Source organism: Marinobacter salinisoli, from assembly GCF_017301335.1.
In the GTDB taxonomy this organism is placed as follows: Bacteria; Pseudomonadota; Gammaproteobacteria; order Pseudomonadales; family Oleiphilaceae; genus Marinobacter; species Marinobacter salinisoli.
The window spans coordinates 1068128-1091810 of record NZ_CP071247.1; the positions used below are offsets into that span (position 1 = coordinate 1068128).

General features: G+C 62.1%; 20 protein-coding genes and 1 riboswitch. Of the genes, 16 read left to right on the plus strand and 4 right to left on the minus strand.

Features of this window, described 5'->3' with window-relative positions:
- Positions 1-39 precede the first annotated feature (39 nt).
- From LPB19_RS04795 to LPB19_RS04825, 7 genes are all read left to right on the plus strand, one after another.
- The gene (locus LPB19_RS04795) at positions 40-1620 is read left to right on the plus strand and encodes a methyl-accepting chemotaxis protein (RefSeq protein ID WP_206644971.1); all 1581 of its coding nucleotides are present in this window, start codon (positions 40-42) and stop codon (positions 1618-1620) included.
- A gap of 55 nt (positions 1621-1675) precedes the next feature.
- Positions 1676-2137 carry a hypothetical protein gene (locus tag LPB19_RS04800; protein WP_206644972.1) on the plus strand — a complete coding sequence of 154 codons (462 nt, stop codon included), beginning with the start codon at positions 1676-1678 and terminating at the stop codon, positions 2135-2137.
- 106 nt (positions 2138-2243) lie between these two features.
- On the plus strand, positions 2244-3965 hold the full coding sequence (locus LPB19_RS04805; protein WP_206644973.1) for an efflux RND transporter periplasmic adaptor subunit: 1722 nt from the start codon (positions 2244-2246) through the stop codon (positions 3963-3965).
- A 47-nt stretch (positions 3966-4012) separates the two neighbouring features.
- A complete protein-coding gene (locus LPB19_RS04810) occupies positions 4013-4396 on the plus strand; it encodes a copper-binding protein (RefSeq protein WP_206644974.1) in 384 nt (127 codons plus the stop codon).
- A 49-nt stretch (positions 4397-4445) separates the two neighbouring features.
- Entirely contained in the window at positions 4446-7589 is a 3144-nt protein-coding gene (locus tag LPB19_RS04815) for an efflux RND transporter permease subunit (RefSeq protein ID WP_206644975.1), read from the plus strand.
- A gap of 1 nt (position 7590) precedes the next feature.
- Positions 7591-8175, plus strand: coding sequence for a cupredoxin domain-containing protein (locus LPB19_RS04820; RefSeq protein ID WP_206644976.1), 585 nt, complete (start codon positions 7591-7593; stop codon positions 8173-8175).
- A 152-nt stretch (positions 8176-8327) separates the two neighbouring features.
- The gene (locus tag LPB19_RS04825) at positions 8328-9725 is read left to right on the plus strand and encodes a sodium-dependent transporter (protein WP_206644977.1); all 1398 of its coding nucleotides are present in this window, start codon (positions 8328-8330) and stop codon (positions 9723-9725) included.
- 67 nt (positions 9726-9792) lie between these two features.
- On the opposite strand, the gene LPB19_RS04830 is transcribed toward LPB19_RS04825, so the two are convergent.
- Both LPB19_RS04830 and LPB19_RS04835 read right to left on the minus strand, forming a co-directional pair.
- On the minus strand, positions 9793-10377 hold the full coding sequence (locus tag LPB19_RS04830; RefSeq protein ID WP_206644978.1) for a hypothetical protein: 585 nt from the start codon (positions 10375-10377) through the stop codon (positions 9793-9795).
- Between the two features lie 99 nt (positions 10378-10476).
- Positions 10477-11406, minus strand: a complete 930-nt coding sequence (locus tag LPB19_RS04835; protein ID WP_206644979.1) for a 2-hydroxyacid dehydrogenase — start codon at positions 11404-11406, stop codon at positions 10477-10479.
- Between the two features lie 208 nt (positions 11407-11614).
- Between LPB19_RS04835 and LPB19_RS04840 the strand changes: the two genes are divergently transcribed.
- The 4 genes from LPB19_RS04840 (at position 11615) to msrB (ending at position 15285) form a co-directional block, all read left to right on the plus strand.
- On the plus strand, positions 11615-11779 hold the full coding sequence (locus LPB19_RS04840) for a hypothetical protein (protein ID WP_206644980.1): 165 nt from the start codon (positions 11615-11617) through the stop codon (positions 11777-11779).
- A gap of 36 nt (positions 11780-11815) precedes the next feature.
- The gene (locus LPB19_RS04845; RefSeq protein ID WP_206644981.1) at positions 11816-12517 is read left to right on the plus strand and encodes a response regulator transcription factor; all 702 of its coding nucleotides are present in this window, start codon (positions 11816-11818) and stop codon (positions 12515-12517) included.
- A gap of 3 nt (positions 12518-12520) precedes the next feature.
- Positions 12521-13999, plus strand: coding sequence for a sensor histidine kinase (locus LPB19_RS04850; RefSeq protein WP_206644982.1), 1479 nt, complete (start codon positions 12521-12523; stop codon positions 13997-13999).
- A gap of 110 nt (positions 14000-14109) precedes the next feature.
- Positions 14110-15285 (plus strand): peptide-methionine (R)-S-oxide reductase MsrB, encoded by a 1176-nt coding sequence (msrB, locus tag LPB19_RS04855; RefSeq protein WP_206644983.1) that lies wholly within the window; start codon positions 14110-14112, stop codon positions 15283-15285.
- On the opposite strand, the gene LPB19_RS04860 is transcribed toward msrB, so the two are convergent.
- Positions 15282-16004 (minus strand): 3'-5' exonuclease, encoded by a 723-nt coding sequence (locus LPB19_RS04860; protein WP_206644984.1) that lies wholly within the window; start codon positions 16002-16004, stop codon positions 15282-15284. The two genes, msrB and LPB19_RS04860, sit on opposite strands and share 4 nt — an antisense overlap.
- Positions 15997-17868 carry a putative nucleotidyltransferase substrate binding domain-containing protein gene (locus LPB19_RS04865; protein ID WP_206644985.1) on the minus strand — a complete coding sequence of 624 codons (1872 nt, stop codon included), beginning with the start codon at positions 17866-17868 and terminating at the stop codon, positions 15997-15999. Before LPB19_RS04865 ends, LPB19_RS04860 begins: the two co-directional genes overlap by 8 nt.
- Before the next feature lie 204 nt (positions 17869-18072).
- Positions 18073-18293, plus strand: a riboswitch (cobalamin riboswitch).
- Between the two features lie 262 nt (positions 18294-18555).
- On the opposite strand from LPB19_RS04865, the gene LPB19_RS04870 reads away from it, so the two are divergent.
- The 5 genes from LPB19_RS04870 to LPB19_RS04890 are packed head-to-tail and all read left to right on the plus strand — an operon-like array spanning position 18556 to position 23637.
- The gene (locus LPB19_RS04870; protein WP_206644986.1) at positions 18556-20262 is read left to right on the plus strand and encodes a TonB-dependent receptor domain-containing protein; all 1707 of its coding nucleotides are present in this window, start codon (positions 18556-18558) and stop codon (positions 20260-20262) included.
- 29 nt (positions 20263-20291) lie between these two features.
- Positions 20292-21209: a cobalamin-binding protein gene (locus tag LPB19_RS04875; RefSeq protein ID WP_228289214.1), complete on the plus strand. Its 918-nt coding sequence runs from the start codon at positions 20292-20294 to the stop codon at positions 21207-21209.
- A gap of 4 nt (positions 21210-21213) precedes the next feature.
- Complete coding sequence (locus LPB19_RS04880; protein WP_206645690.1) at positions 21214-22170, plus strand: FecCD family ABC transporter permease; 957 nt, start codon at positions 21214-21216, stop codon at positions 22168-22170.
- Positions 22170-22937: an ABC transporter ATP-binding protein gene (locus LPB19_RS04885; protein WP_206644987.1), complete on the plus strand. Its 768-nt coding sequence runs from the start codon at positions 22170-22172 to the stop codon at positions 22935-22937. Before LPB19_RS04880 ends, LPB19_RS04885 begins: the two co-directional genes overlap by 1 nt.
- A gap of 34 nt (positions 22938-22971) precedes the next feature.
- A complete protein-coding gene (locus LPB19_RS04890) occupies positions 22972-23637 on the plus strand; it encodes a DNA-3-methyladenine glycosylase I (protein ID WP_206644988.1) in 666 nt (221 codons plus the stop codon).
- Positions 23638-23683: the final 46 nt, after the last annotated feature.

Genomic DNA, 23683 nt, shown 5'->3' on the forward strand with positions numbered 1-23683 from the left:
CACTGTTGTTGCTTTTTGGCCCAGGCGAGTAGTCACTGTATGCGTAAAAATCTGCCGGTAACCCAGCGAGAAATCACCATGCGTCCGGGCGGGCGCCTGATCTCGACCACCGATCTCAAAGGCGTGATCACCTATTGCAACGACGAGTTCTGCGAGATCAGCGGATACGCCCGTGAGGAACTGGAGGGGCAGGCGCATAACCTGATTCGCCACCCGGATATGCCTCAGGCGGCGTTCCAGAACATGTGGACTTACCTGAAAGCCGGCAAGGCCTGGATGGGCGTGGTTAAGAACCGGGCCAAAAACGGGGACTTCTACTGGGTCAGCGCCTACGTCACGCCGGTGTGGGAAAACGGCCAGATGGTGGGGTACGAATCGGTGCGAGTGGCCCCGACCCGGGAGCAGATTGGCCGTGCGGAGAAACTCTACGGCCGGTTACTGGCGGGCAAATCCGCCGTCAGCCGGTTGGATAAGACCAGCTCGGTATTGAAATCCGGCTGGTCCTGGCTGATGTCACTGGGCGTAAGCCTGGTGGCCCTGAGCATGGCCGATGCAGGCTGGTTGCCGATCACCCTGGTGGTGGCCGGTCACGGTGTCGGCGCGACCCTGCTGATGAAGTCGGTGATTGGCCGGCTGCAGCGTTTGCTGGCGTTACGCCCCGACGCTTTCAGGGATCCGGTGATTGCCCGGGGCTACAGCGATGAGAACGGCTCGTTCGCTGAAATGGAAATGATGCTGCTGAGCGAAGAGGCGCGCATCCGCACCGGACTGGCGCGGATTGACGATCAGGCGGAACTGCTGGACCGTCAGGCGCAGGAAACCCTGGGCTATGTGGGCGAAGGCGCCCAGGCGATCGCGCGCCAGCGTGCCGAAACCGATCAGACCGCCTCCGCCATCCACGAGATGACCGTGTCGATTCAGGAAGTCGCGGAAGCCGTAGTCAATAACGCCCGGGAAGCGGAGCAAGCCAATCGTCTGGCCGGCGTTGGCAGTGAACGCAGTGCCGAAGCCCTGGTGGTGATTGAGCAGCTGGTCGGCCGGGTGAATGGCCTGGGCCAGACCATCAGCAGGCTGGGCGAGGCCACCCACAGCATCGGTGAGGCCGCGAACCTGATTTCCGAGATCGCCGAGCAGACCAACCTGCTGGCGCTGAATGCCGCCATCGAGGCCGCCCGGGCCGGTGAACAGGGCCGTGGCTTTGCCGTGGTGGCCGATGAGGTGCGCTCCCTGGCGCGCCGTACCCGCGAATCAACCATCCGGATTCAGGACGTGATTGACGATTTCCGTACCCAGGTGGATGCCGCCATCACCGCTACCCGGGAAGGCGAAGACGTTGCCGGCACCGGCCTGGAGAAGGTTCAGGAGGCCGAGCATTCGCTGCGGGATATCGTCAGTTCGATCCAGACCATCTCCGACAGTTTCATCAGCATGTCGGCGGCATTCGAAGAGCAGAGCCAGGTGTCCGATGAGATCAACCGTCAGATCACCAGCATTGCGGACCTGGCCGATCACAGCGATACCCAGGCGGATGAGGCCCGGCAGAGCAGTGAACGTCTGGGCCGGATGTCCCGTGGTTTGAAAGACCTGAGTGCTCGCTTTATCCAGAAACAAGGCCGGTAACATCGGCTCGACCTGATCGGCCTGTCGGTCTTGACAGGCCTTGGAGCTTGGGGGCATGCTCAAGCGTCCCTGTTCAAGGCGTATTACCGATTTCATGAGCTCCTCACCGTTCCAGCAACTGTTGCGACACCGGAGAAGTCTGGCCCTGGCCACGCTGTTCTTCTGGGCGCTCTGTGCTTTGCTGGCAGGCTGTTTGATTGGTTTAAGTAGCCAATCCGGGAGCACTTCGATGTCGGTGCCCATGGTGCATGAGCACACGGGCCACACTGAACACGGCCATGACGGGCGCGGCATTACCGCTGCCGAGTCGGTGTCGGACCTGGCATGCTGCGAAACCGGACATGACCCGGCGCCACTGACGGTTCTGAGCCTGCTCGCCCTTGCCGTGGGCCTGCCCCTGGCCTTTCTATTGCCGCTGCTCTCGGGCAATGGAGCTGGCTGGCGCCGACAGCCGTTCCATTACTTCCGAATACGTCCCCCCCGATACCACCTCGTTTACTGTTCTTTCCTGCATTGAGTCTCTGATGCTGTCGCTTCCGCGTCATGGCGGGAGTGTGCCCGTTTGATGGTTCCCGGACAGCTTTGGGCCGCTTGTGGCAAGCGGTCAGATCATGGAGACAGAGATGCAACGTATTGTTATGGCGCTGGTGCTTGTGGCCATCGCTTTTGCCGCCGGCTGGTGGGCGCGTCCGCTATGGACCAGCACCGATGCGAGCGCGGTTGAGTCCGACGCTAATGCCCAGGCGGAGCCGCTCTACTGGGTGGCCCCGATGGATCCCAACTACCGCCGCGACAAGCCCGGAAAATCCCCCATGGGTATGGATCTGGTGCCGGTCTACGAAGAGGACCAGGGCGGGTCGGATGACGGTGGTGTCACGATCGCTCCACGCATCGTGTCGAGCCTCGGCGTGCGGATTGCTGAGGCGACCGAGGGTGCGCTGGAGCTCCCGATCGAGACTGTTGGCCGGGTCATGTACGACGAGGATCAGCTGGTGCATGTCCACAGCCGGGTGTCGGGCTGGGTAGAAAAACTGCAGATTACCGCCACTGGCGACCCGGTTTCCAAAGGGACAACCCTGATGGAGTTGTACTCGCCGGACCTGGTCTACGCGCAGGAAGAGTTCCTGCTGGCCCGGCGTATGAACGACCCCCGGATGAAGCGTTCGGCCCGCAACAAACTGTTGGTGCTGGGCATCACGGAGCGCCAGGTCAATGAACTGGATCGGCGCGGGGAGGCCACCCAGCGCATCCGGATTGAAGCGCCGGAAGGCGGCTTTGTGTCCAGTCTGAACATTCGTGAGGGCATGTTTATCACCCCCGATACCGAGGTGATGGCGATTGGTTCACTGGCGTCAGTGTGGGTCATCGGTGAGGTGTTCGAGCGCCACGCCGGCCTGGTGGAACCGGGCCAAGCCGTCGAGATTTCGGTACCCGCTTTCCCGGGCGAAAGCTGGACCGGCGAGGTGGATTTCATCTATCCGGAACTGGACGCACAAACCCGGACTCTGCGGGTGCGCATCCGGGTGCCCAACCCGGATCAGCGGCTGCGACCGAATATGTTTGTCGATCTGCGCCTGAACGCACCGATTGGCGACAACCTGCTATCGATTCCGAGGGAAGCGCTGATCCGGGATGGGCGCCATCCCCGCGTCATTCTGTCCGAGGGCGATGGACGATTTCGGCCTGTGCCGGTCAGCCCGGGGCGGGAAGTCGGCGATCGGGTGGTGGTCATCGAGGGCCTGACAGCCGGTCAGCAAGTGGTGACCTCTGCGCAGTTCCTGATCGACTCCGAAACCAATCTGGATGCCGCCCTGGCGCGCCTGGAAGAAGCCGAGCCGGAAGAGCCCAAGCCTGAGCAGGTGGAGGTGGGCGCCACTGTCACCGGCCTGATGCCGGAGATGGGCATGATTGCCCTCGAACACGAACCGATCCCGGCCTGGGACTGGCCCACCATGAAGATGGATTTCGAGCTGGCGGACGGTGTCGAACTGCCCCCGCTGGAAGTTGGCGATCCGGTGGTGGTGCAAATCCGCGATGCCGGCGACTGGACCTACATCATCGAGGGCATCGAAGCCGCCGGAGCAAGCTCCGCCACAGAACAGACCACACCCGAGAGGGTGGTCGAGGCTACTGGTGAGGTCCGTGAGGTCATCGCCGGGCCCCGCCTGGTGACGGTGGTGCACGACCCCATCCCGGAATGGCAGTGGCCGAAAATGACCATGACCTTTGAGGTGGCCGAGGACGTCGACTTTGACCAGCTCACTGCCAATCAGCGCATTGAATTCCGCCTGCGGGAAACCGAGCAAGGCGATTACCGGCTGGAATCCTTCCAGCCCCTGAAGTAACCCCGAGTAACTGCAGTACATCCGAGCAATTGCCAAGGAGCAAACCGATGAAAACCATTGTTTCAGCATTCGTATTCAGCGCCAGCCTGGCCCTGCTTCCCGGTGTCACCATGGCCGACAGCCACGGCATGGACGGCCACCAGGGTATGCACGGCGATCAGGCTGACGGCCACATGATGAATGGCCAGCATCAGCAGATGATGCGCAAGGTGGATGGCATGGGCACCGTCAATAAGGTGATGGGTGACCATCACATGATCAATGTCACCCACGAACCCATCGAGGCCATGGGCTGGCCGACCATGCGGATGAATTTCAAGACCGACCAGTCGGTGGATCTGGGTTCCCTGAAAGAAGGTGACCAGGTGCGTTTCGTCATGGAAGTGGACGAAAACAACAACTACCGGATCATCGAGATCGAAAAGCAGTAATCACTGCGGGGCTTCGGCCCCGCTGTCCCGCTGAGTTTCAGGAGTCGCCATGATCAACGCCGTTTTGCGCTGGTCCATTCACAATCGTTTCTTCGTCCTTCTGGCCACGGTGATTCTGGTCGGCTGGGGCTTGTTTGCGCTGCGTAACACCCCGGTGGATGCCATCCCGGATCTGTCGGATGTGCAGGTGATCGTCAAAACCACCTATCCCGGGCAGGCCCCGCAGGTGGTGGAGGATCAGGTTACCTATCCGCTGACCACCGCCATGCTGTCCGTACCGGGTGCGACCACGGTGCGCGGATTCTCATTCTTCGGCGATTCCTTCGTTTACGTGATTTTTGAGGACGGCACCGACCTGTACTGGGCCCGATCCCGGGTGCTGGAATACCTCAATCAGGTGGCGGGGGACCTGCCCGATGCCGCCAAACCTCAGCTCGGCCCGGACGCTACCGGGGTGGGCTGGGTGTACTCCTACGCCCTGGTGGACCGCACCGGGCAGCACGACTTGTCTCAGCTGCGCTCGATCCAGGACTGGTTCCTGAAATACGAATTGCAGACTCTGCCCGGCGTGTCCGAGGTCGCCACCGTGGGCGGCATGGTGCGCCAGTACCAGGTGGTGGTTGATCCCAACCGCCTGCGCGCCCACGGTATTCCGTTGCAGCAGGTCCATGCGGCCATCAGCGCGGGGAACCAGGAATCGGGTGCCTCGGTGGTGGAAATGGCCGAGGGTGAATACATGGTGCGGGTCACCGGCTACATTCAGGGCCTGGAGGACTTGCGACAGATACCCATTACCCTGAGCGATGCAGGCACGCCGCTGCTGCTGCGTGATCTGGCGGACGTGCGGCTCGGCCCGCAAATGCGCCGGGGGGTTGCCGAACTCAATGGCGAGGGCGAAGTGGTGGGCGGCATCATCGTCATGCGCTCCGGTGCCAATGCCCTGGAAACCATCGATGCCACCAAGCAGCGTCTGGCAGAACTGAAGAGCAGCCTGCCCGACGGGGTGGAGGTCATCCCCACCTATGACCGTTCCACGCTGATCCAGAGTGCGGTGGACAATCTTTACACCAAGCTGGTGCAGGAGTTCCTAGTGGTGACGCTGATCTGCGCTGCCTTCCTGTTCCACCTGCGTTCGGCACTGGTGGTGATTATCAGCCTGCCCATCGGCATCCTCGCTGCTTTTGTGGTGATGTACTACCAGGGCATCAACGCCAACATCATGTCGCTCGGCGGCATCGCCATTGCGATCGGTGCCATGGTGGATGGCGCCATCGTGATGATCGAGAACGTTCACAAGCACATCGAGCGAACACCCCTGACCCCCGAAAACCGATGGGCGGTGATTGGCCGGGCGGCCGGCGAGGTCGCGGCGCCGCTGTTTTTCTCCCTGCTGATCATCACCATGAGTTTCCTGCCGGTGTTCACCCTGGAAGCGCAGGAAGGCAAGCTGTTCGCCCCGCTGGCCTTTACCAAGACCTACGCCATGGCCGCTGCCGCAGGGCTGGCCATCACCCTGGTACCGGTGCTGATGGGCTATTTCATCCGGGGGCGGGTCCTGCCGGAGCACCGCAACCCCCTCAACCGGTTACTGATTGCTGCCTATACACCGTTGCTACAGGCCGTGCTGAAACAGCCCTACCTGGCGCTCGTGCTCGGGCTGGCGGTACTGGCGGTTGGCTTCTGGCCGATGGACAAGCTCGGTAGTGAATTCATGCCGCCATTGGACGAGGGCGATCTGATGTACATGCCCACCACCTACGCCGGTGTGTCGGTGGGCAAGGCCCGCCAGATTCTGCAGCAGACCGACCGGCTGATCGCCACGGTACCGGAGGTGGAGCGGGTGTTCGGTAAGGTCGGGCGGGCGGAAACCGCCACCGACCCGGCACCGCTGACCATGCTCGAAACCTTCATTACCCTCAAACCCCGGGATCAGTGGCGCGAGGGCGTTGATCTGGAAGCCCTCAAGGCGGAACTCAATCAGTTGGTGGACTTCCCGGGAGTGACCAACGCCTGGGTGATGCCGATCAAGACCCGCATCGACATGCTGTCCACCGGCATCAAGACCCCGGTGGGCATCAAGGTGGCCGGGCCGGAACTGGATCAGATCCAGGCCATAGGTCAGCAGCTTGAAACCATCCTGCCGGTGGTCGACGGCACCGCCTCGGTGTATTCCGAGCGGGTGGCGGGTGGCCGCTATATCAAGGTGGATATCGACCGGGAGAAAGCCGCCCGGTTTGGTTTAAACATCGAGGATGTTCAGACGGTCGTGCGCACGGCCATTGGTGGCATGCAAGTCACAGAAACCGTGGAAGGGCTGGAGCGCTACCCGGTGAATCTGCGTTATCCCCAGCGTTATCGGGATTCGGTGGAACAGATGCGTCTGCTGCCCATCGTAACTCCCCGGGGGGATCGCATCGCCCTGGCGGATGTGGCGAAGGTCGAGGTAGAGGACGGTGCCCCGGTGATCAAATCGGAAAATGCCCGTCTTAACGGCTGGACCCTGGTGGATATCGAAGGTCGGGACCTGGGCTCCTGGGTGGCGGAGGCCCGGGAGGTCGTGGAGCGGGAGCTGGAACTGCCACCGGGATACTCCATCGCCTGGTCGGGCCAGTACGAGTATATGGTGCGGGCCAAGGAACGCCTGTCGCTGGTGATCCCGCTCACGTTGGCCATCATCGTGGTGCTGCTGTACCTGAACTTCCGCAATTTCATCGAAGTACTGATCATCCTGGGCACGCTACCCTTCTCGATGATTGGCGGCATCTGGCTGATGTACCTGCTGGGCTACAACCTGTCGGTCGCCGTGGGTGTGGGTTTCATCGCGCTTGCCGGGGTGGCGGTGGAAATAGGCGTGTTGATGCTGGTGTACCTGAACCAGGCCTGGCACCGGGTGCAGGAGTCGGTGGATCACCAGCTCGGGCAAATCGAGTTTGAGCAGCTGCGGGAAGCGGTGGTGCACGGTGCGGCCCAGCGGGTGCGACCAGTGATGATGACCGTTGCGTCGATTGTGGTTGGCCTGGTGCCGATCATGGTTGGGACGGGCACCGGGTCCGAGGTGATGCAGCGGGTTGCCGGGCCCATGATCGGCGGGATGATCAGCACGCTGATACTGGCGTTGTTGCTAATCCCGGCCATCTTCTACCTTTGGAAAAGGCGAATCGTAAAAAACCATTCAATAAAACGGGAGATCTGACATGTTACGAAGCGCGATTGCAGCTGTTTTACTGAGCGTCGCACCCGCTGTCGGCCTGGCCGCGCCGGGCCACGATGACAGCAACCAGAGCCATCATGGTGACCACGGCAACCACGGCAACCACGGCAACCACGGCGATCACAGTGGTCATGGTGGTCATGGTGGTCATGGCGGCGGGCACCATGGTATGGGCCCGGTTGGTCGCCCGGGAAGCGCCGATGCGGTGGATCGGGTGATCGAAGTATCGGCCGGCGATGACATGGCCTTCGATCCCGGCGCTCTGAATATCCGGGGCGGACAGACCGTCAAGTTTGTGGTGACCAATACCGGCCAGATCCCGCACGAGTTTGTGATTGGCACCGCCAGCGAGCACGAGGAGCACCGCGAGCAAATGCGCCAGATGATGGCCAATGGCGGTGGCCACCATGACCACCAGGGCCCCAATATGGTGATGCTGGAACCCGGTGAAACCAAAACCCTGATCTGGCGCTTTGCCGACGCGCCGGTCGACGGACAGCTCCAGCTGGCCTGCAATATTCCCGGCCATTACGAGGCTGGCATGCACAGCCCTGTTCACATCAAGTAAGACATGGGGGAGTGAGTGGCAACTCACTCCCCTGCAACTCTGGCATACCGTCAAGAAGACTGGCAGAATCCCGTCCCGCTAACTAGGTTAGGTCCTAGGCTTCAAAGAATTCCCTATTCACCCTTCAGCCTTTATCAAGACAGGAAAGAATCATGTCCCAGTCCAACCCGGTACCGGGTAATGGTGACGACGCCTCCCGCGGGTTTTGGTCGTCCCGGTTGGCGTTTATTCTGGCGGCCACGGGCTCGGCGGTCGGCCTCGGTAATATCTGGAAGTTCCCGTATGTGACCGGTGAGAACGGCGGCGGCGCCTTCGTAATCGTGTACCTCATCTGTATCGCCGTGATCGGTGTGCCCATTATGATGGCCGAGGTGTTCCTGGGGCGGAACGGGCGTCATAACCCCATTACCAGTATGCGCCTGGTGGCCGAGCGCAACCTGAAATCCCCGGCGTGGCGGGTTTCCGCCGTGGTCGGCATGCTGGCGGCGTTTATTATTCTGTCGTTCTATTCGGTGATTGGCGGTTGGTCCGCGTCCTACGTGGAGCACGCCCTGGTGGGCGATTTCGCCGGCGGCACCGCGGATTCCATCAACGCCATTTTTTCGGATTTGCTGGCCAGCCCGATCCAGCTGCTGATCTGGCACACGGTATTCATGGCGCTGGTGGTGCTCGTGGTATCCCGGGGCCTGAAAGGCGGTCTGGAACGGGTGGCCACCATCCTGATGCCCACCTTGCTGGTGCTTCTGCTGGTGGCGGTGGGCTACGCTATGACCACGGGTCACTTTGGCGAAGCGGTCAGCTTCCTGTTCAAGCCTGACTTCAGTGCGCTGACGTTCAACGCGGTACTGATTGCCCTGGGTCACGCGTTCTTCACCCTGAGCCTGGGTATGGCGGTCATGATGGCGTACGGCTCCTACCTGCGCCGCGATATCTCCATCGGGCGCACCGCCATCAGCGTTGCCTTCATGGATACCGCCGTAGCATTGCTGGCTGGCCTGGCGATCTTCCCGGTGGTGTTCTCCTTCGGCCTGGAAGCCAGTGCCGGCCCGGGCCTGATTTTCCAGACCCTGCCACTGGCGTTCGGTAACATCCCCATGGGTTGGTTGTTCGGCACCCTGTTCTTCATCCTGCTGCTGTTTGCCGCCTGGACCTCGGCGATCTCCCTGCTGGAGCCGGTGGTGGAATGGGTGGAGGAAAAGACCAGCCTGGCCCGTGCCGGCAGCACGATTGTGGTGGGTGTACTGTGCTGGGCGCTGGGTATTGCGTCTATCCTGTCGCTCAATGTCTGGTCTGACGTCACGCCCCTGGGCATGTTCGAGCGCTTCGAAGGCAAGACCATTTTCGACCTGCTGGACTTCTTCACCGCCAACGTCATGCTGCCGCTGTCCGGCCTGCTGACTGCCCTGTTCGTGGGCTGGGCCGTGGCCAAGGAGTCCCTCAAGCTGGATCTGGCCCTCGACGGCACCGCGTTCACTCTGTGGTACAACGCCATCCGCTATGTCACGCCGGTGGCGGTGCTGGTTGTATTTGCCTACAACCTGCTCGCCTGACACTGATCAGACGCGCATGAAAAAGCCCGGCCAACTGGCCGGGCTTTTTTGTTGCCCGCCGACAGCTTTAGTTGCCTTCCGCCTGGCTGCGCAGCGCCGGCACATGGGGCCGCACTGCCTCGATGTCTTCCGCCGGTGCTTGTTTGGCGCTTTCCATGGCGTTAACGGCGTTCTCCATCATGGCCCGCATCTGGGCTTTCTGTTCGGGGGTCAGTTGGGTCGCGGCTTCCAGCTCGGCCAGGGCCTGTTCCATCTGTTCTTTTTCGGCCGGTTCCTGGCCTTCCATTTCGATGGCCATCCAGGCCTGGTAAATCCGATCGCCAATGCTGCTCCACTCGGTCAGGTCGTCGAACCCGTACTCCTCAACGTGTTCTTCCAGCCGGTCGTAGGCAGGCTCACCCTCCATGTTTTCCACAGAGGCCGAGAAAATGCGGGAAAAGTCCGGCATTTCGGCTTCCTTGTCGATGCCTTTGGTCAGCTCATCCAGCTCGGCCTCGATGGACTTTACGTCGTTCAGCGACTGCATGAAGGACTGAATGGTGTCGTCAGTCAGCGGCTCGGCCCGAACCAGGGACGAGGCCAGGGTAAAAACCAGTGCCAACGCGAAGGTCGGTCGGCATAAATATGTGCGCAGGAAGTGGCTGCACGTCATGGGAACTCTCCTTGTGAATGATCCCGTTCCAGTTGTTTTTCTTTCGGGACGTTTCTTGAGCGTAATACCAGTCCCCGCGATCCGCCACTTCCTGAGCCGTCAGTACCCGCGTTGGATGTCCACCACGCCACTGACCGGTTTGCCGTCGGCATGGGCGCGGATTTTGTCCGCGATCTGGTCAATGGTGGTCTCGCGCAGAGTCCGCGCCGAAATATGGGGCGTGACCGTCACCTTCGGGTGAGTCCAGAAAGGGTGGTCTGTTGGCAGTGGTTCCTGGCGGAACACATCCAGCACGGCGCGGGCCACGTGGCCTTCGTCCAGCGCTTGCAGCAGGTCCTGGTCAACCAGCTGTTCGCCGCGCCCGACATTAATCACCAGGGCGCCCGGCTGGAGCTGGCTCAGCAGGTCGTAATCCATCAGGTTCCGGGTGTGGTCGGTCAGTGGCAGGGTGTTCACCAGTACCCGGGTGTTGCTGAGAAAGTCGCCCAACCCATCGGCGCCGTGGTAAGTGATCACGCCGGCGAGCTGATGCGGGCTGCGGGCCCAGCCGCTGACCGGGTAATCGAGGCTGGCCAGGGCGCTGGCGACCCGGCTGCCGATCTGTCCCAGCCCCATCACACCCACGGGCCAGTCCTCGCGCCGGATGGGACGGTGGATTTTCCAATGGGCCTGGGCTTGCTGGTCACGGTACAGGTCCATCTGGCGCGAGGATTCCAGCAGGTGATAGAGCACGTATTCGGCCATCTGCACGGACATGCCGGCATCCTCGACGCGCACCACGGTCAAGCCCCTGGCAACGGCGGGCAGGGACACCAGTTTGTCCACGCCGGCGCCCAGGCTGAAGATGGCCTTGAGCTGAGGCTCGCGCTCGAACAGCTCAGCGGGCGGGTTCCAGACAATGGCGTAGTCGGCATTCGTGGCAGGGCCGTCCGGGTCCCAGACCTGCAGGTCGGCATCCGGCAGGCGCTGCTGCAGTGGCGCGGTCCAGCGCTCGGGTTTCGGGTCTCCGGCAACAAAAAGTATTTTCATGGGGCCTCCGTGAACTTCTGGTGTTTCAGCTTAGTCAAAACCGCCGGCGCAGGAACCCGGGCCGTTTTGCTGCTGAGGTCGCCCGCAAGGGTGCCACATTATAAGGGGCAAGGCAGGCGCAAGCGTGTGAACTGAGCTTTTCCCGCAGGGCGTTGTTTCGGCCCGCCGTGACACTTTTGTGAACCTTCCGCGATAACGTGTTGGGGACATGGCCGGTGAAGAAACCATGTTCCATGACATGGAAAACAATGACAGGAAGAGCACCGGCATGGACGGCGATACCGGCCATGACAACCGGGATGGCATGAAAAAGGATGACATGGACACCATGCCCATGGAGGATGATCCCATGGACACGGACACCATGGCGTAAATGGCTCCACCGAAGCTCACAGATGGTCAGCAGACGATGACTCGAACCGTTCTGATTGTGGAAGATAACCCCGGTATTGGCGAGCTGGTCAGCATGCAGGTTACCGACCTGGGCATGCGCGCCATCCTGGTGTCCCGGGGCGACGACGGCTTGAAGCGATTCCGCCAGGGCGGGATTGATCTGGTCATTCTGGACCTGATGTTACCGGGCATGGACGGGCTGGCGGTGTGCCGCGAGATCCGTTCCTGCCCGGGTTACGTGCCGGTGCTGATGCTCACCGCCAAAAGTTCCGAGCTGGACCGGGTCCTTGGCCTGGAAATGGGAGCCGATGATTACCTGACCAAGCCGTTCAACGTGGCTGAGCTGGCCGCCCGCATCAAGGCGCTGTTCCGGCGCGTGGATGCCATGGCGGCCCAGAGCAATGCACCGGACGAACCCGATGAGCTGGTGGCCGGCCAGCTGCGCATTGATCCCGCCCGCCACCGGGCTTTTATTGACGACCGGGAAGTGGAGCTCACTGCCCGGGAGTTCGACCTGCTCTGGCATTTTGCCCGCCACCGTGGCCGGGTGTTCAGCCGCGCCCAGTTGCTGGATGCGGTTTGGGGCTACAACCACGAAGGCTATGAACACACGGTCAATACCCACATCAACCGGCTGCGCAACAAGATTGAAACCGACCCCGCCGACCCCCGCTACATCCAGACGGTATGGGGCGTCGGTTACCGGTTTATGGACTGATTGATGGCACTGTCTCTGTTCCGAACCCTGTATGCCCGGCTGGCCGTGGGCCTGTTTCTGCTGCTGATGATTGTGGGCGGTCTGTTTACCGCCCTGAGCCTGTATTCCGTGCGCGAATACACCGCCGCGGTGAACCAGGAGCTCAACCGGGATATTGCCCGTAACCTGGTGTCCGATCGCAATCTGGTCACCGATGGTCAGCTCAATCAGACCGAACTGAAAAAGCTGTTCCACCTGTACATGACCATCCATCCGGGGATCGAGATTTACCTGCTTGATGCCACTGGGCAGATTCTTTCCTACTCGGCGGATCCCGCCAAAATCAAGCGTAACCACGTTTCGCTGGAGCCGATTGACACCCTGCTGGCCGAGCCGGAAACCTTCCCGCTGCCGGGCGACGACCCCCGCAGCCACGATCGCCGGAAGGTGTTTTCCGTTACGCCGGTGCCCATCGAAAACGGGCCGTCCGGCTACCTGTATGTCGTTCTCCGCGGCGAGGAATACGACGTCGTCGAGAGCATGGTGCACGGTAAGCAATTGCTCAGAATGGGCGGCGGGGCGCTGGCGATCAGTCTGGTAATTGGCCTGCTGGCGGGGCTGGTGTTTTTCCACCTGCTGACCCGCCGGCTGTCCCGGCTGACCGGGCGGGTGGAGGCCTTTGACCTGAGCGGCGAAAGCCGGATTCATAAGCCCGACGCCGGGGTGCCCCCTCCCGGTGATGACATTGATTACCTGGCCGGCCGGTTTGAACAGATGGCGGAGCGCATCGGCGCCCAGGTGGATTTGCTGAAAGAAAAGGACCATCAGCGCCGGCAGCTGGTGGCTCAGGTATCCCATGACCTGCGTACCCCGCTGGCGTCAATTCAGGGCTATCTGGAGGCCCTGAAAATGAAACAGGCGCAGTTAAGCGCCGACGAACAGGCCCGTTTCCTGGAGGTGGCGCTGTCGGAAACCCTGCGACTGGGGCGGCTGGTGGACGAACTGTTCGAGCTGGCCGCGCTCGAGGCGCGGGAAAAACAGCCCTCGCCCGAGCCGCTGGTGCTGGCGGAACTGCTGCACGATGTGGTGCAGAAGCACCAGCCAGAGGCGGTGCGCGAGTCGGTTCGGCTGCGTATTGGTCGCGCCGATGGCGTGCGGGTGGTGGCGGACATCGCCATGACCGAACGCATCCTCGACAACCTGATCGGCAACGCTCTTGTTCACTCCCCGGCCGGGAGCGACGTCATGCTTGAGGTGCAACGGGACGACACCAGCGCGGTGATGACCGTAGCGGATGCCGGCCCCGGTATCGATCCGGCCGATCTTGATCACCTGTTCGAACCTTTCTATCAGGGTGTGACCGCAGCGCACACCGGGCATGCCGGCCTGGGGCTGGCCATCACCGCGCGTCTGGTGGCCCTGCAGGGCGGCCAGATCGATGTCAGTAACGACGGGCCGTCCGGCGGTGCCCGGTTCCGGGTCCGGTTGCCGCTGGCCGGCTAGGCGTGGCACCGGAAAATCCACGTTGTGATCGTTTCGTAACACTTTCTGAACGGTTCTGTGAAAGCCCCCGGGTAGGCTGAGAGCATGAACTTCATTGCAGGAGAAGTAGGATGAGACGCAGACTTTCAATAATGGCTTTTGGGGTATCCCTGGTGCTGGCCGGCGTGGGTTACCACACCCTTGCCACGGCCGACCGACACGACATGGCGCGCAGCGCCTACGCGCCGGATGATCCGGGTCTGGCCGTAGCGACCTTTGCCGGTGGCTGTTTCTGGTGCGTGGAAGCGGGCTACGAAAAGATCCCGGGCGTGGTTGAGGCGGTATCCGGTTACGCCGGCGGCAGCGAGGAATCGCCGACCTACAAAGAGGTTTCCTCCGGCCGGACCGGCCACACCGAAGCAGTTCAGGTGTACTACGATCCGGATCAGATGACCTACGAGGGGTTGTTGCAGGGGCTCTGGCGCATGATGGACCCCACCGATGCAGACGGTCAGTTTGTCGACCGTGGCAAGCAGTACCGCCCGGCCATCTTCTACCACAACGAGCAACAGAAACGCCTGGCGGAAGCGGCAAAAGCCGAGCTGCAGGCTTCCGGCGTCTATGACGATCCGGTGGTGATCGAAATCGTGCCGTTGAACAACTTCTACGACGCCGAGGAATATCACCAGGATTACTACGAGAAGAACCCCATCCGGTATAACTTCTACACCTTCAATTCTGGTCGTTATCAGTTCATCGAAAGCGTCTATGGCGAAGATTACGAGCTGGATTTTTCGCAGTACAAACCGGAGGCCACCGAAAGCGGCGATGACTCCGCCGGCTTCGACCCGAATGCCTTCCAGAAGCCGGACCAGCAGACCCTGAAAGCCCGGCTGACGGAGCTGCAGTACGAAGTGACTCAGGAGGACGGCACGGAGCGGGCGTTCAGCAATGCCTACTGGGATAACAAACAGCCCGGCCTGTACGTGGATATTGTCTCCGGCGAGCCGCTGTTCTCGTCCCGGGACAAGTACAAGTCCGGCACTGGCTGGCCCAGCTTCACCCGGCCCATTGAACCGGATGCGGTGATCGAGAAAGAAGACCGCTCGCTGTTCATGACCCGGACCGAAATCCGCAGTCGCTACGCCGATTCTCACCTGGGGCATGTGTTCAACGACGGCCCGGCGCCCACCGGACTGCGTTATTGCATGAATTCCGCCGCGCTGGAGTTTATCCCGCTGGAGGACATGGAAGCCCGGGGCTATGGCGCGTATCTCGACGTCGTGAAGGGGGCCGGTAACAGCTAGAGCCAGAGGTCGCCGATGGGGGTCTCGGGGCTGAAGTGGTGGAGCACCTGCGCCTGGAGCAGTTCTGCCGTGGCCAGGGCATCCACCAGCGCGCTATGGGAGGCATAGTGGGGCAGCCCGTAGCGCATCCGGCTGTCCGCCAGTCGGATGGAAATGGGTTTCTTGCCGAAAAATTGCTGCCAGCGGGTGGGGCGCCGGTTCGGGTGCAGGTGGGCTTCGATGGCCATGGTGTCGATCACCGGAAAGGTAATGCCTTCCCCAAACCGGTATTTCAGCGCAACGTCCAGAAATTCACGTTCGATCGCGCGAAAATGGACCACGGCAATGTGGCCGCTCAGCAGTTCGAACATGGCCGGCAGGATGGCTTCGATGTCGGGGGCGTTGCTCACATCCGAGTGGGTGATACCGTGGATCTCGATGGAGGTCTGGCTCAGGGGCTGGCGCGGCCGGACAATCCAGTGCCGCCCGGCGCCGAGCTGAATGCTGTGGAGGTTAAACGGCACCAGCCCGACGCTGACAATGGAGTGCTGGTTGGGGCTGAGGCCGGTGGTTTCGAAATCCATCGCCACCATGGGGACCTCCCCGATCGGGGTCTCCGGCGCCACACAGCCGCTGCCGTAAAAGGCTTTCAGCAACGGATGCCGGGCTTTTCCGGCCAGTGCCTCAAAGCGTTCCGGCCAGGACTTGGATTCCTGCGCTGCACCCGGTCTGTTAAACATTCCGCCCGACCTGGGCGTTGTATCGGAACCGCAGGAACTTCTGGGCGTTACTGACCACCTGGAAGGCATCCTTCAGGTGGCTGCGCTCAAACGGTGACAGGTCTTCCGGATTCACGTTGTTGTCCGGCTCCCGCCCCTGTTCGATGTCCAGTGCCTGGTGACGAATGCGGACAATGGCAATGAACTCCAGTGCATCCCGCAGGTTACCCAGATCATCGTCCAGCAGCAGCTTGGTTTTGCCAATGGCGTTGAGGCGCTCGAAGGAATTCTGGGCCCGCGAGCCGCAGGCCAGGGCGTGCACCCGGATCAGATCGGAAAGCGGTGCCGTGCCCCGGCGCTTCAGGTTGAAGCTGTTCCTGTGCTGGCCATCCTTCTCCAGCACAAAGTTACGGAAGAACCCGATCGGTGGTGTGCGGTTCAGGGCGTTGCGCGCCAGCATGGTCAGGAAACGCTGACTGTTGCTGGCCTTCTCCGAGATCAGGGTTTTCAGTGCCTCGGCAAATTCGGTCTGGCCGTAGATGCCGTCCAGATCGAAGAAGATGTTGCTGTTGAGCAGGGCTTCGGCCTTGGGGTTTTCGATCCAGTCGGTGAAGTAGTGTTTCCAGACCTTGAGCGGCTGTCGCCAGTGCCGGTTGGTGGCCATGATGTCGCCGGTGCAGTAGGTGTAGCCGCACTCGGCGAGCCCGTCGCTGACGAATTTCGCCAGTGCCAGGAAGTAGTCATCGTGCTGTTCGGGGTCAAAGCGGTCGTCCAGGATCATGGCGTTGTCCTGGTCGGTCAGCACCAGCATTTCGTCCCGGGCCATGGAGCCCAGGGCCATGAAACAATACGGAATGGGCGGCGGCCCGAGCTTTTCTTCACCCAGTTCCAGCAGCCGCTGGGTAAAGCTGCGGCCAATGCCGGCCATGGCGCTGCCGACCATGTGGGAGTTGGCGTCCTCATTGACCATGCGGACAAAGCTGTGGCGCACGTCCTTGCTGATTTTCTTCAGGCCTTTGACGGTTTTCTGGTGAAAGATGTTGCTGACCAGGAACAGGCTGTTCTGGCTTTCGTGCTTGACGATGTCCGACAGCGCCACGACACCACGGACTTCGTCCCGGTCCATGACCGGCAGAAAGTGCACGTTGTTGTGCAGCATGGTGAGCATGGCTTCAAAAATGAATACGTTGGACCGGATGGTGATCACGTCCTCGGACATGATGTCGCCGATGGGGGTTTCCGGTGGCAGGGCTTCGCTCAGGGCCCGGGTGCGCAGGTCCTTGTCGGTGACAATGCCGGCCAGCTTCGGCGGTTGCTGGCTCTCATCCATCAGCAGCAGGGAGGACACGCCTTCCTCGGTCATGATACGGGCGGCTTCCTGCAGGCGGATGGTGCTGGGGGCGCACACCGGCTTGCGGCTGAACAGCCGGGTTACCCGGGAGGTCATCAGGCTGGACTTTTCCCGCCGCGACACGGCGCTGCGAAGCCGCGAGCTGTCCTCGATTTCGACAAAATCGGCGAAGTTGTCGTTATTTTCGAACAAGTAATGGAAGGTTTCCCGGTCAATCCGGTACACCAGTGTGTCTTCCAGTGCCTTAGCGGGAAACCGCACCTTGTTATTCAGCAGCAGGCTGAACTGGCCGAAAATGCCACCTTCTCCGATGCGGTTAAACAGCTCCCCCGAGCGTCGGAACACTTCCACCGCCCCACTGCGCACGTAGTAAAGCCACTGGTTCTCCTCACCAAACGCCAGAATCGGGGTCCCGGCGCGGAAATACTCCACTTCAATGGCGCTGACGACACGATCGAGCAGCTCCTCGGACATGTCATCGAAGGGGGGGAAAGCGGCGATGTGATTACGGATGTCGATGAGCTCGGCCTGCATAACACTCCTTCGTCGGTTGGCCTGTTCGGCACTGATTTGGCTATCGACTATAGCAGGGCAGCCAGTGTGTCTCTATTCGACGCCCGGCGGACATTACGGGCCGCCCGAAGCTGTGGCTTGCCTTATCCACGCCGGAAAACGGTTTGCAAGTGTTTGATCTGCCTGAAGTCACAAAAAATTGACCAATGATCAACCGGTTGGTAGCCTTGCTGCGAGTTTTCAGGTGCCCTGTTGTGATGTTAGCCGATATCACAGGGGTGAAACGGGAAGCCGGTGAGAGTCCGGCGCTGCCCCCGCAACGGTAAGCGAGTTAAAGGTGACCAAGTGCGCCACTGTGCCGAAACAAGGCATGGGAAGGTGGTCACCCCAGTGCATTCCATGCATCACTCGCAAGTCCGGAGACCGGCCTGTCAACACACCTGGCGTTGCGGAGGGCAACATGGGTGGGGTGACTGCCTTTCCAGACCTGAACACGGCCTGCCTGACGACCCTGCCAGCCTTCACGCAACACAACAACAAAGTCCGTACGGGTGCGTGCGGAGTGTCAGTGAGTTGCGATCGATGTTGAATGTTACAAGGGGCATAGCCCTCACCAGTCCGGGGACAGCGCTGCTGTTATCCCTGCCCTTAAGTTCTTTTCCCGCCATAGCCAGTACGACCACCGGGACCGATTCGGATTCGTCGGCGATGGACCCCATCGTGATTACCGCGACCCTTGGCCCCAGGACTGCCGGCGAGAGCCTGTCTTCGGTCACCGTGATTGGCCGGGAAGAACTCCAGCGCCAGCAGCCCAAGGATTTTCGCGAGGTCATCCAGTCCCAGCCCGGGGTGAGTGTGACCAGCAACGGTGACTTTGGTAAACAGACCAGCGTGTTCCTGCGCGGCAATGCCTCCGACGCATCGGTATTGCTGGTGGATGGTATCCGCATCCGATCCGCCACCGTGGGTGGCCCTGCCTGGCATTACCTGCCCCCGCAGCTGCTGGACCGGGTGGAAATCGTCCGGGGTGGCCGAAGCAGCCTGTACGGCGCGGATGCCGTAGGCGGTGTGGTTCAGGCCTTTACCACACCGGCGGAGCGGGGCGACCGTGCCTGGGTCCAGGCCGGTGCCGGCAACTTCAACAGCCAGCAATACGGTGCCGGCGCCTCGTCGTCAAATGACGGTGGGCGGATCAATGGGGGTATCAATCATTTCAGAACCGACGGCGCGCCAGTGGTGGTCGGTGGTGACGACAAAGGCTACGACAACACCTCCGGGGTGCTCGGCGGCCGTTACCGTTTCAACAATGGCGTGCAGGCGGGCTTTACCTTCCTCGGCGCCCGGGGCAACACCGAATACGACGGCGGCGAAGAGGATTTCCTGTTCCAGACCACCGGTGTCACCCTGGATGTGCCGGTGAACCGCCACTGGCGGGTGTCCGGCCAGTTAGCCGATGCCCGGGACGAACTGGAGGATTTCAGCAGCTTTCCCGGCACCTTCAATACCCAAACCCGCAGCTCCCGGCTGGAGAACTGGCTGAGCGCCGGCACCCATGAGTTCGTGCTCGGGGCGGAGTACCTGGTGGACCGGGTCGATAGCACTGTGGCCTATGATGAGTCCAGCCGATCCAACACCGGCGTGTTCGGCCAGGCACTGCTGAATTTCGGCCCGACGGATGTGCACCTGAGCCTGCGCAACGACGATAACCAGGCCTACGGCACCGAGACCACCTGGGGCGCGGGTGTGGGTTACGAGCTGGATCGGCGCCACAGGGTACGGGTGAGTTCCGGCACCTCCTTCAAGGCGCCGTCGTTCAATGACCTGTATTTCCCCGGCTTCGGTAACCCGGATCTGCAACCGGAGCAGGCGCAAAGCTATGAAATCGGCGTGGAAGGCCGTTACCAGCTGTGGTTCTGGGACATTGCGGCGTTTCACTCGGACGTCGAGGACCTGTCCCTGCCGAGCCAGGATGCCGCCGGCAGCGTGCCGGAAGCCCGGCTGCGCGGTGTCGAAGTCAGTGGTGGCTGGCAATACGATGGCTGGCACCTGCAGGCGGCTGCCACCCTGGGCGACTATGAAAACGCCGAGACCGGTCAGCAGCTGATTCGTCGCGCCGAGAACACCGTTCGCGTCGACCTGGACCGGGAGCTGGGGCGCTGGCTGCTGGGTACCTCGGTACGGGCCGAAAGCGAGCGCTACGACGAGCTGTTCGGCATCGGGCGTCAGCGGATTCCGGGCTTTGGCGTATGGGATTTGCGGGCTTCCCGCGAGCTGGCGCCGGGCTGGCTGGCTTCGCTGTCGGTGGATAACGTGCTGGACAAGGAATACGCGACCGCCAAGCGGTTCGACAACACGGACTTTATCAGTGCCGGGCGCAGCGTTTTTCTGTCCATGCGATATGATTTCCAACAGTAATCAGCACCAGACCATCAGCGGGAGCCAGCGTGGCTAAACACCAGCACCGACAGTTCGGAATGGGCGGCGGCCGCGTTCAGGCCCTGCTGATGCTGATCTTGCTGAGCACCGGTACGGCGGCTGGCGCCGAACCCTGCGCCCGCGATGACCTGGGCACACACCTGTGCCTGGAACGCCCGGCGCAACGGGTGGTCTCCCTGTCGCCCGGCGCCACTGAGTGGTTATTCTCGGCCGGTGCCGGCGACCAGGTGGTGGCGGTCAGCGCCTGGAGCGATTACCCGGCGCCCGCCGCGGACCTGCCCCGGGTCGGTGATGCCAATCGGCTCGATCTGGAAGCGATTGTGTCGCTGAAGCCCGATCTGGTGGTGGCCTGGGTGGATGGTAACTCCCGCGATCAGCTCGACCGGCTTGCGGCTGTCGGCATCCCGGTATTCTGGCTGGCACCGAGGGACTTTGACGATATCGCCCGCACCATCGAACGGCTGTCGACGCTGACGGGCCACCAGGCGCAGGGGAAAGCCCGGGCCGCGGCCTTTCGATCCGAGCTGGCCGGTCTGCAGGCTAAGTACGCCGAGGCCCGCCCGGTACGGGTGTTTTACCAGGTCTGGCATGAACCGCTGATGACGGTGAACAACGAAGAACTGATCAGCAAAGCCATTGCCCTGTGCGGCGGCGTGAATGTGTTTGGGGATTTACCCCGACTGGTGCCCCGGATCAGCACCGAATCGGTGTTGGCGGCCAACCCCGACACCATCATCACCTCCGGTGCCGCCGGGCAGAATACCGCCTGGCTTGAGTATTGGCGCCAGTTTCCCGAGCTGACGGCGGTCGCAACCGACAATCTGTTTCTGGAACCGCCCGACCTGCTGGCCCGCCCGACCCTGCGTCTGCTGGCCGGCACCCGCCATCTGTGCCAGACCCTGGAGCGCGCCCGTGGCCGGCTCTGAGCGTATGCGCCCGCTGCTGTTGCTGGGCCTGGCCGGAATCCTTGCGGTGATCGCCTCCGTCAGCATCGGCAGCAGTTCCATGGGCTTGGCGGAGGCACTGGCGGTATTGCTGGGCGGGGGCAGCGAACTGCAGCAAACCCTGATTCTGGATCTGCGTCTGCCGCGGACGCTCAGTGCGTTCGCCGTCGGTGGCTTGCTTGCCGTGGCGGGAGCACTGATGCAGATTTTGCTGCGTAACCCTCTGGCCGATCCGTATGTGCTGGGCTTGTCCGGCGGTGCGGCAGTCGGGGCGCTGGTGGCGATGCTGTCCGGGCTGGCGGGTTGGCTGGTGTCCGGGTCGGCGTTTGCCGGGGCGATGTTCGCAACCCTGCTGGTCTTCGGCCTGGCCCACGGACGCGGAAGCTGGACGTCGTCCCGATTACTGCTGACCGGTGTTGTGGTGGCCGCCGGCTGGGGCGCCCTGATTACCCTGATGCTTGCCATGGCGCCGGCGCGGCAGTTGCCCGGGATGCTGTACTGGCTGATGGGCGATCTGTCCCATGCCGGCAACCCCTGGCCGGCACTGGTTATTCTGTTGCTGGCCAGCCTGTTGGTGGTGCCGCTGGGGCGTACCCTGAATGTGCTCGCCCGTGGCCCATTGCAGGCGGCAGCCCTCGGCGTGTCGGTGCGTCCGCTGGAATGGTTGATTTACCTGCTGGCCAGCCTGCTGACCGCCACCGCCGTGACGCAGGCGGGCAGCATCGGTTTTGTCGGCCTGGTGGTGCCGCACATGCTCAGATTGGTGCTGGGCAATGACCAGCGCCTGATCCTGCCCGCCTGTGCACTGGCCGGTGGCGCCTTGTTGGTGCTGGCGGATACGCTGGCGCGGGTGATCATTGCGCCGGAGCAGCTGCCGGTGGGCGTGATTACCGCCCTGCTGGGTGTGCCCACGTTCCTGTACCTGCTCTACCGGAGCCGATGATGAGCGTTCTGACCACCGACCATCTGATCATTGATGTGCCCGGCCGCGAGGCGGGCTCGCCCCTGAACCTGGACATCCGGTCCGGTGAGGTCTGGGGGGTGCTTGGCCCCAACGGCGCCGGCAAATCCACCCTGATTCATACCCTGGCCGGTTTGCGGCCCCCGCGCGCCGGCCAGCTGAGGGTTGATGGCACCGCGCTGACGACCATGAAACGCCGGAACGTCGCCCGTCATCTGGGCCTGGTGTTTCAGGAACACCACGATGGTTTTCCCGCCACCGTGCTGGAAACCGCGCTGGTTGGCCGGCATCCGTGGCTTTCGCCCTGGCAAATGGAGCGGGCCGAGGATCTTGCCCTGGCTGAACAGGCGCTGGACGCGCTTGACGTGCAGCATCTGCGGGACCGGCCCGTGGCGACCCTGTCCGGCGGTGAGCGTCAGCGGGTGGCGATCGCCACGCTGATGACCCAGAATCCGGCCATCTGGCTGCTGGACGAACCGAGCAACCACCTGGACCTGCATCACCAGGTGGCGGTCATGCAACTGCTGAAGCGTCAGGCTGCCGACGGCAAGGCTATTCTTATGTGCCTGCACGACCTGAACCTGGCGGCCCGCTGGTGCGACCAGCTTCTGCTGCTGTACCCCGGCGGTGAAGCCTGCTGGGGCCCGGCGGACACCATGCTGGACGTGGCCGTGCTGGAACGGCTGTATGGCCACCGCCTGGTGACGGTCGAGGCCGACGGCGCACCGGTGTTTGTCCCGGCCCGATAACCCGGGCAACCCACGCAAGAGGACCAGAGCAATCATGTCGTTCCGACACATCTACGAATGGGCCGTACACCACAAAGGCGGCGAGGACGAGGTCAGGGCCCGGCTACCCCGGGTGGCCACAGTGCACGAGCTGCAAGCGCTGGGGGATGACCGTTACCTGTCACAAATCACCCGCTGCATCTTCAAGGCAGGGTTTGTCTGGCGAGTGATCGACAACAAATGGCCGGGGTTTGAGGAAGCCTTCAAGGGCTTCGTGCCGCTGTACTGGCAGCAGGTGCCGCCGGAAGTGCTGGAAGAACTGGCGCGGGATGAGCGGATCGTGCGCAACATGCAGAAGATCAAGACCGTGCCGGAAAACGCCCGGATGATTGTCGATGCCGCCCGGGAGCATGGCAGTTTCGGTGCCTTCCTCGCCAACTGGCCGGCCGACGATCAGGCCGGGCTCATGCTCTGGTTCAAAAAACACGGGGCGAGGCTCGGTGGCGCCAGCGCCCAGTATTTCCTGCGCCAGGTCGGCTGGGATGGCTATATCCTGTCATCGGATGTCGTCACTGCTCTGCGCCGCGAGGAACGGCTGGATGCCTCGCCCACCAGCCAGAAAGCCCTGCAACAGGCACAGGCGGCGTTCAATGAGTGGCATCAGCAGACCGGTCTGCCCTACAGTCACCTGTCGCGGATTCTGGCGATGAGTGTGGGGTGAGGCTGAGACGTCCCGGGCGCTTGGGAGCCAACAGCGTGGCCAGTCG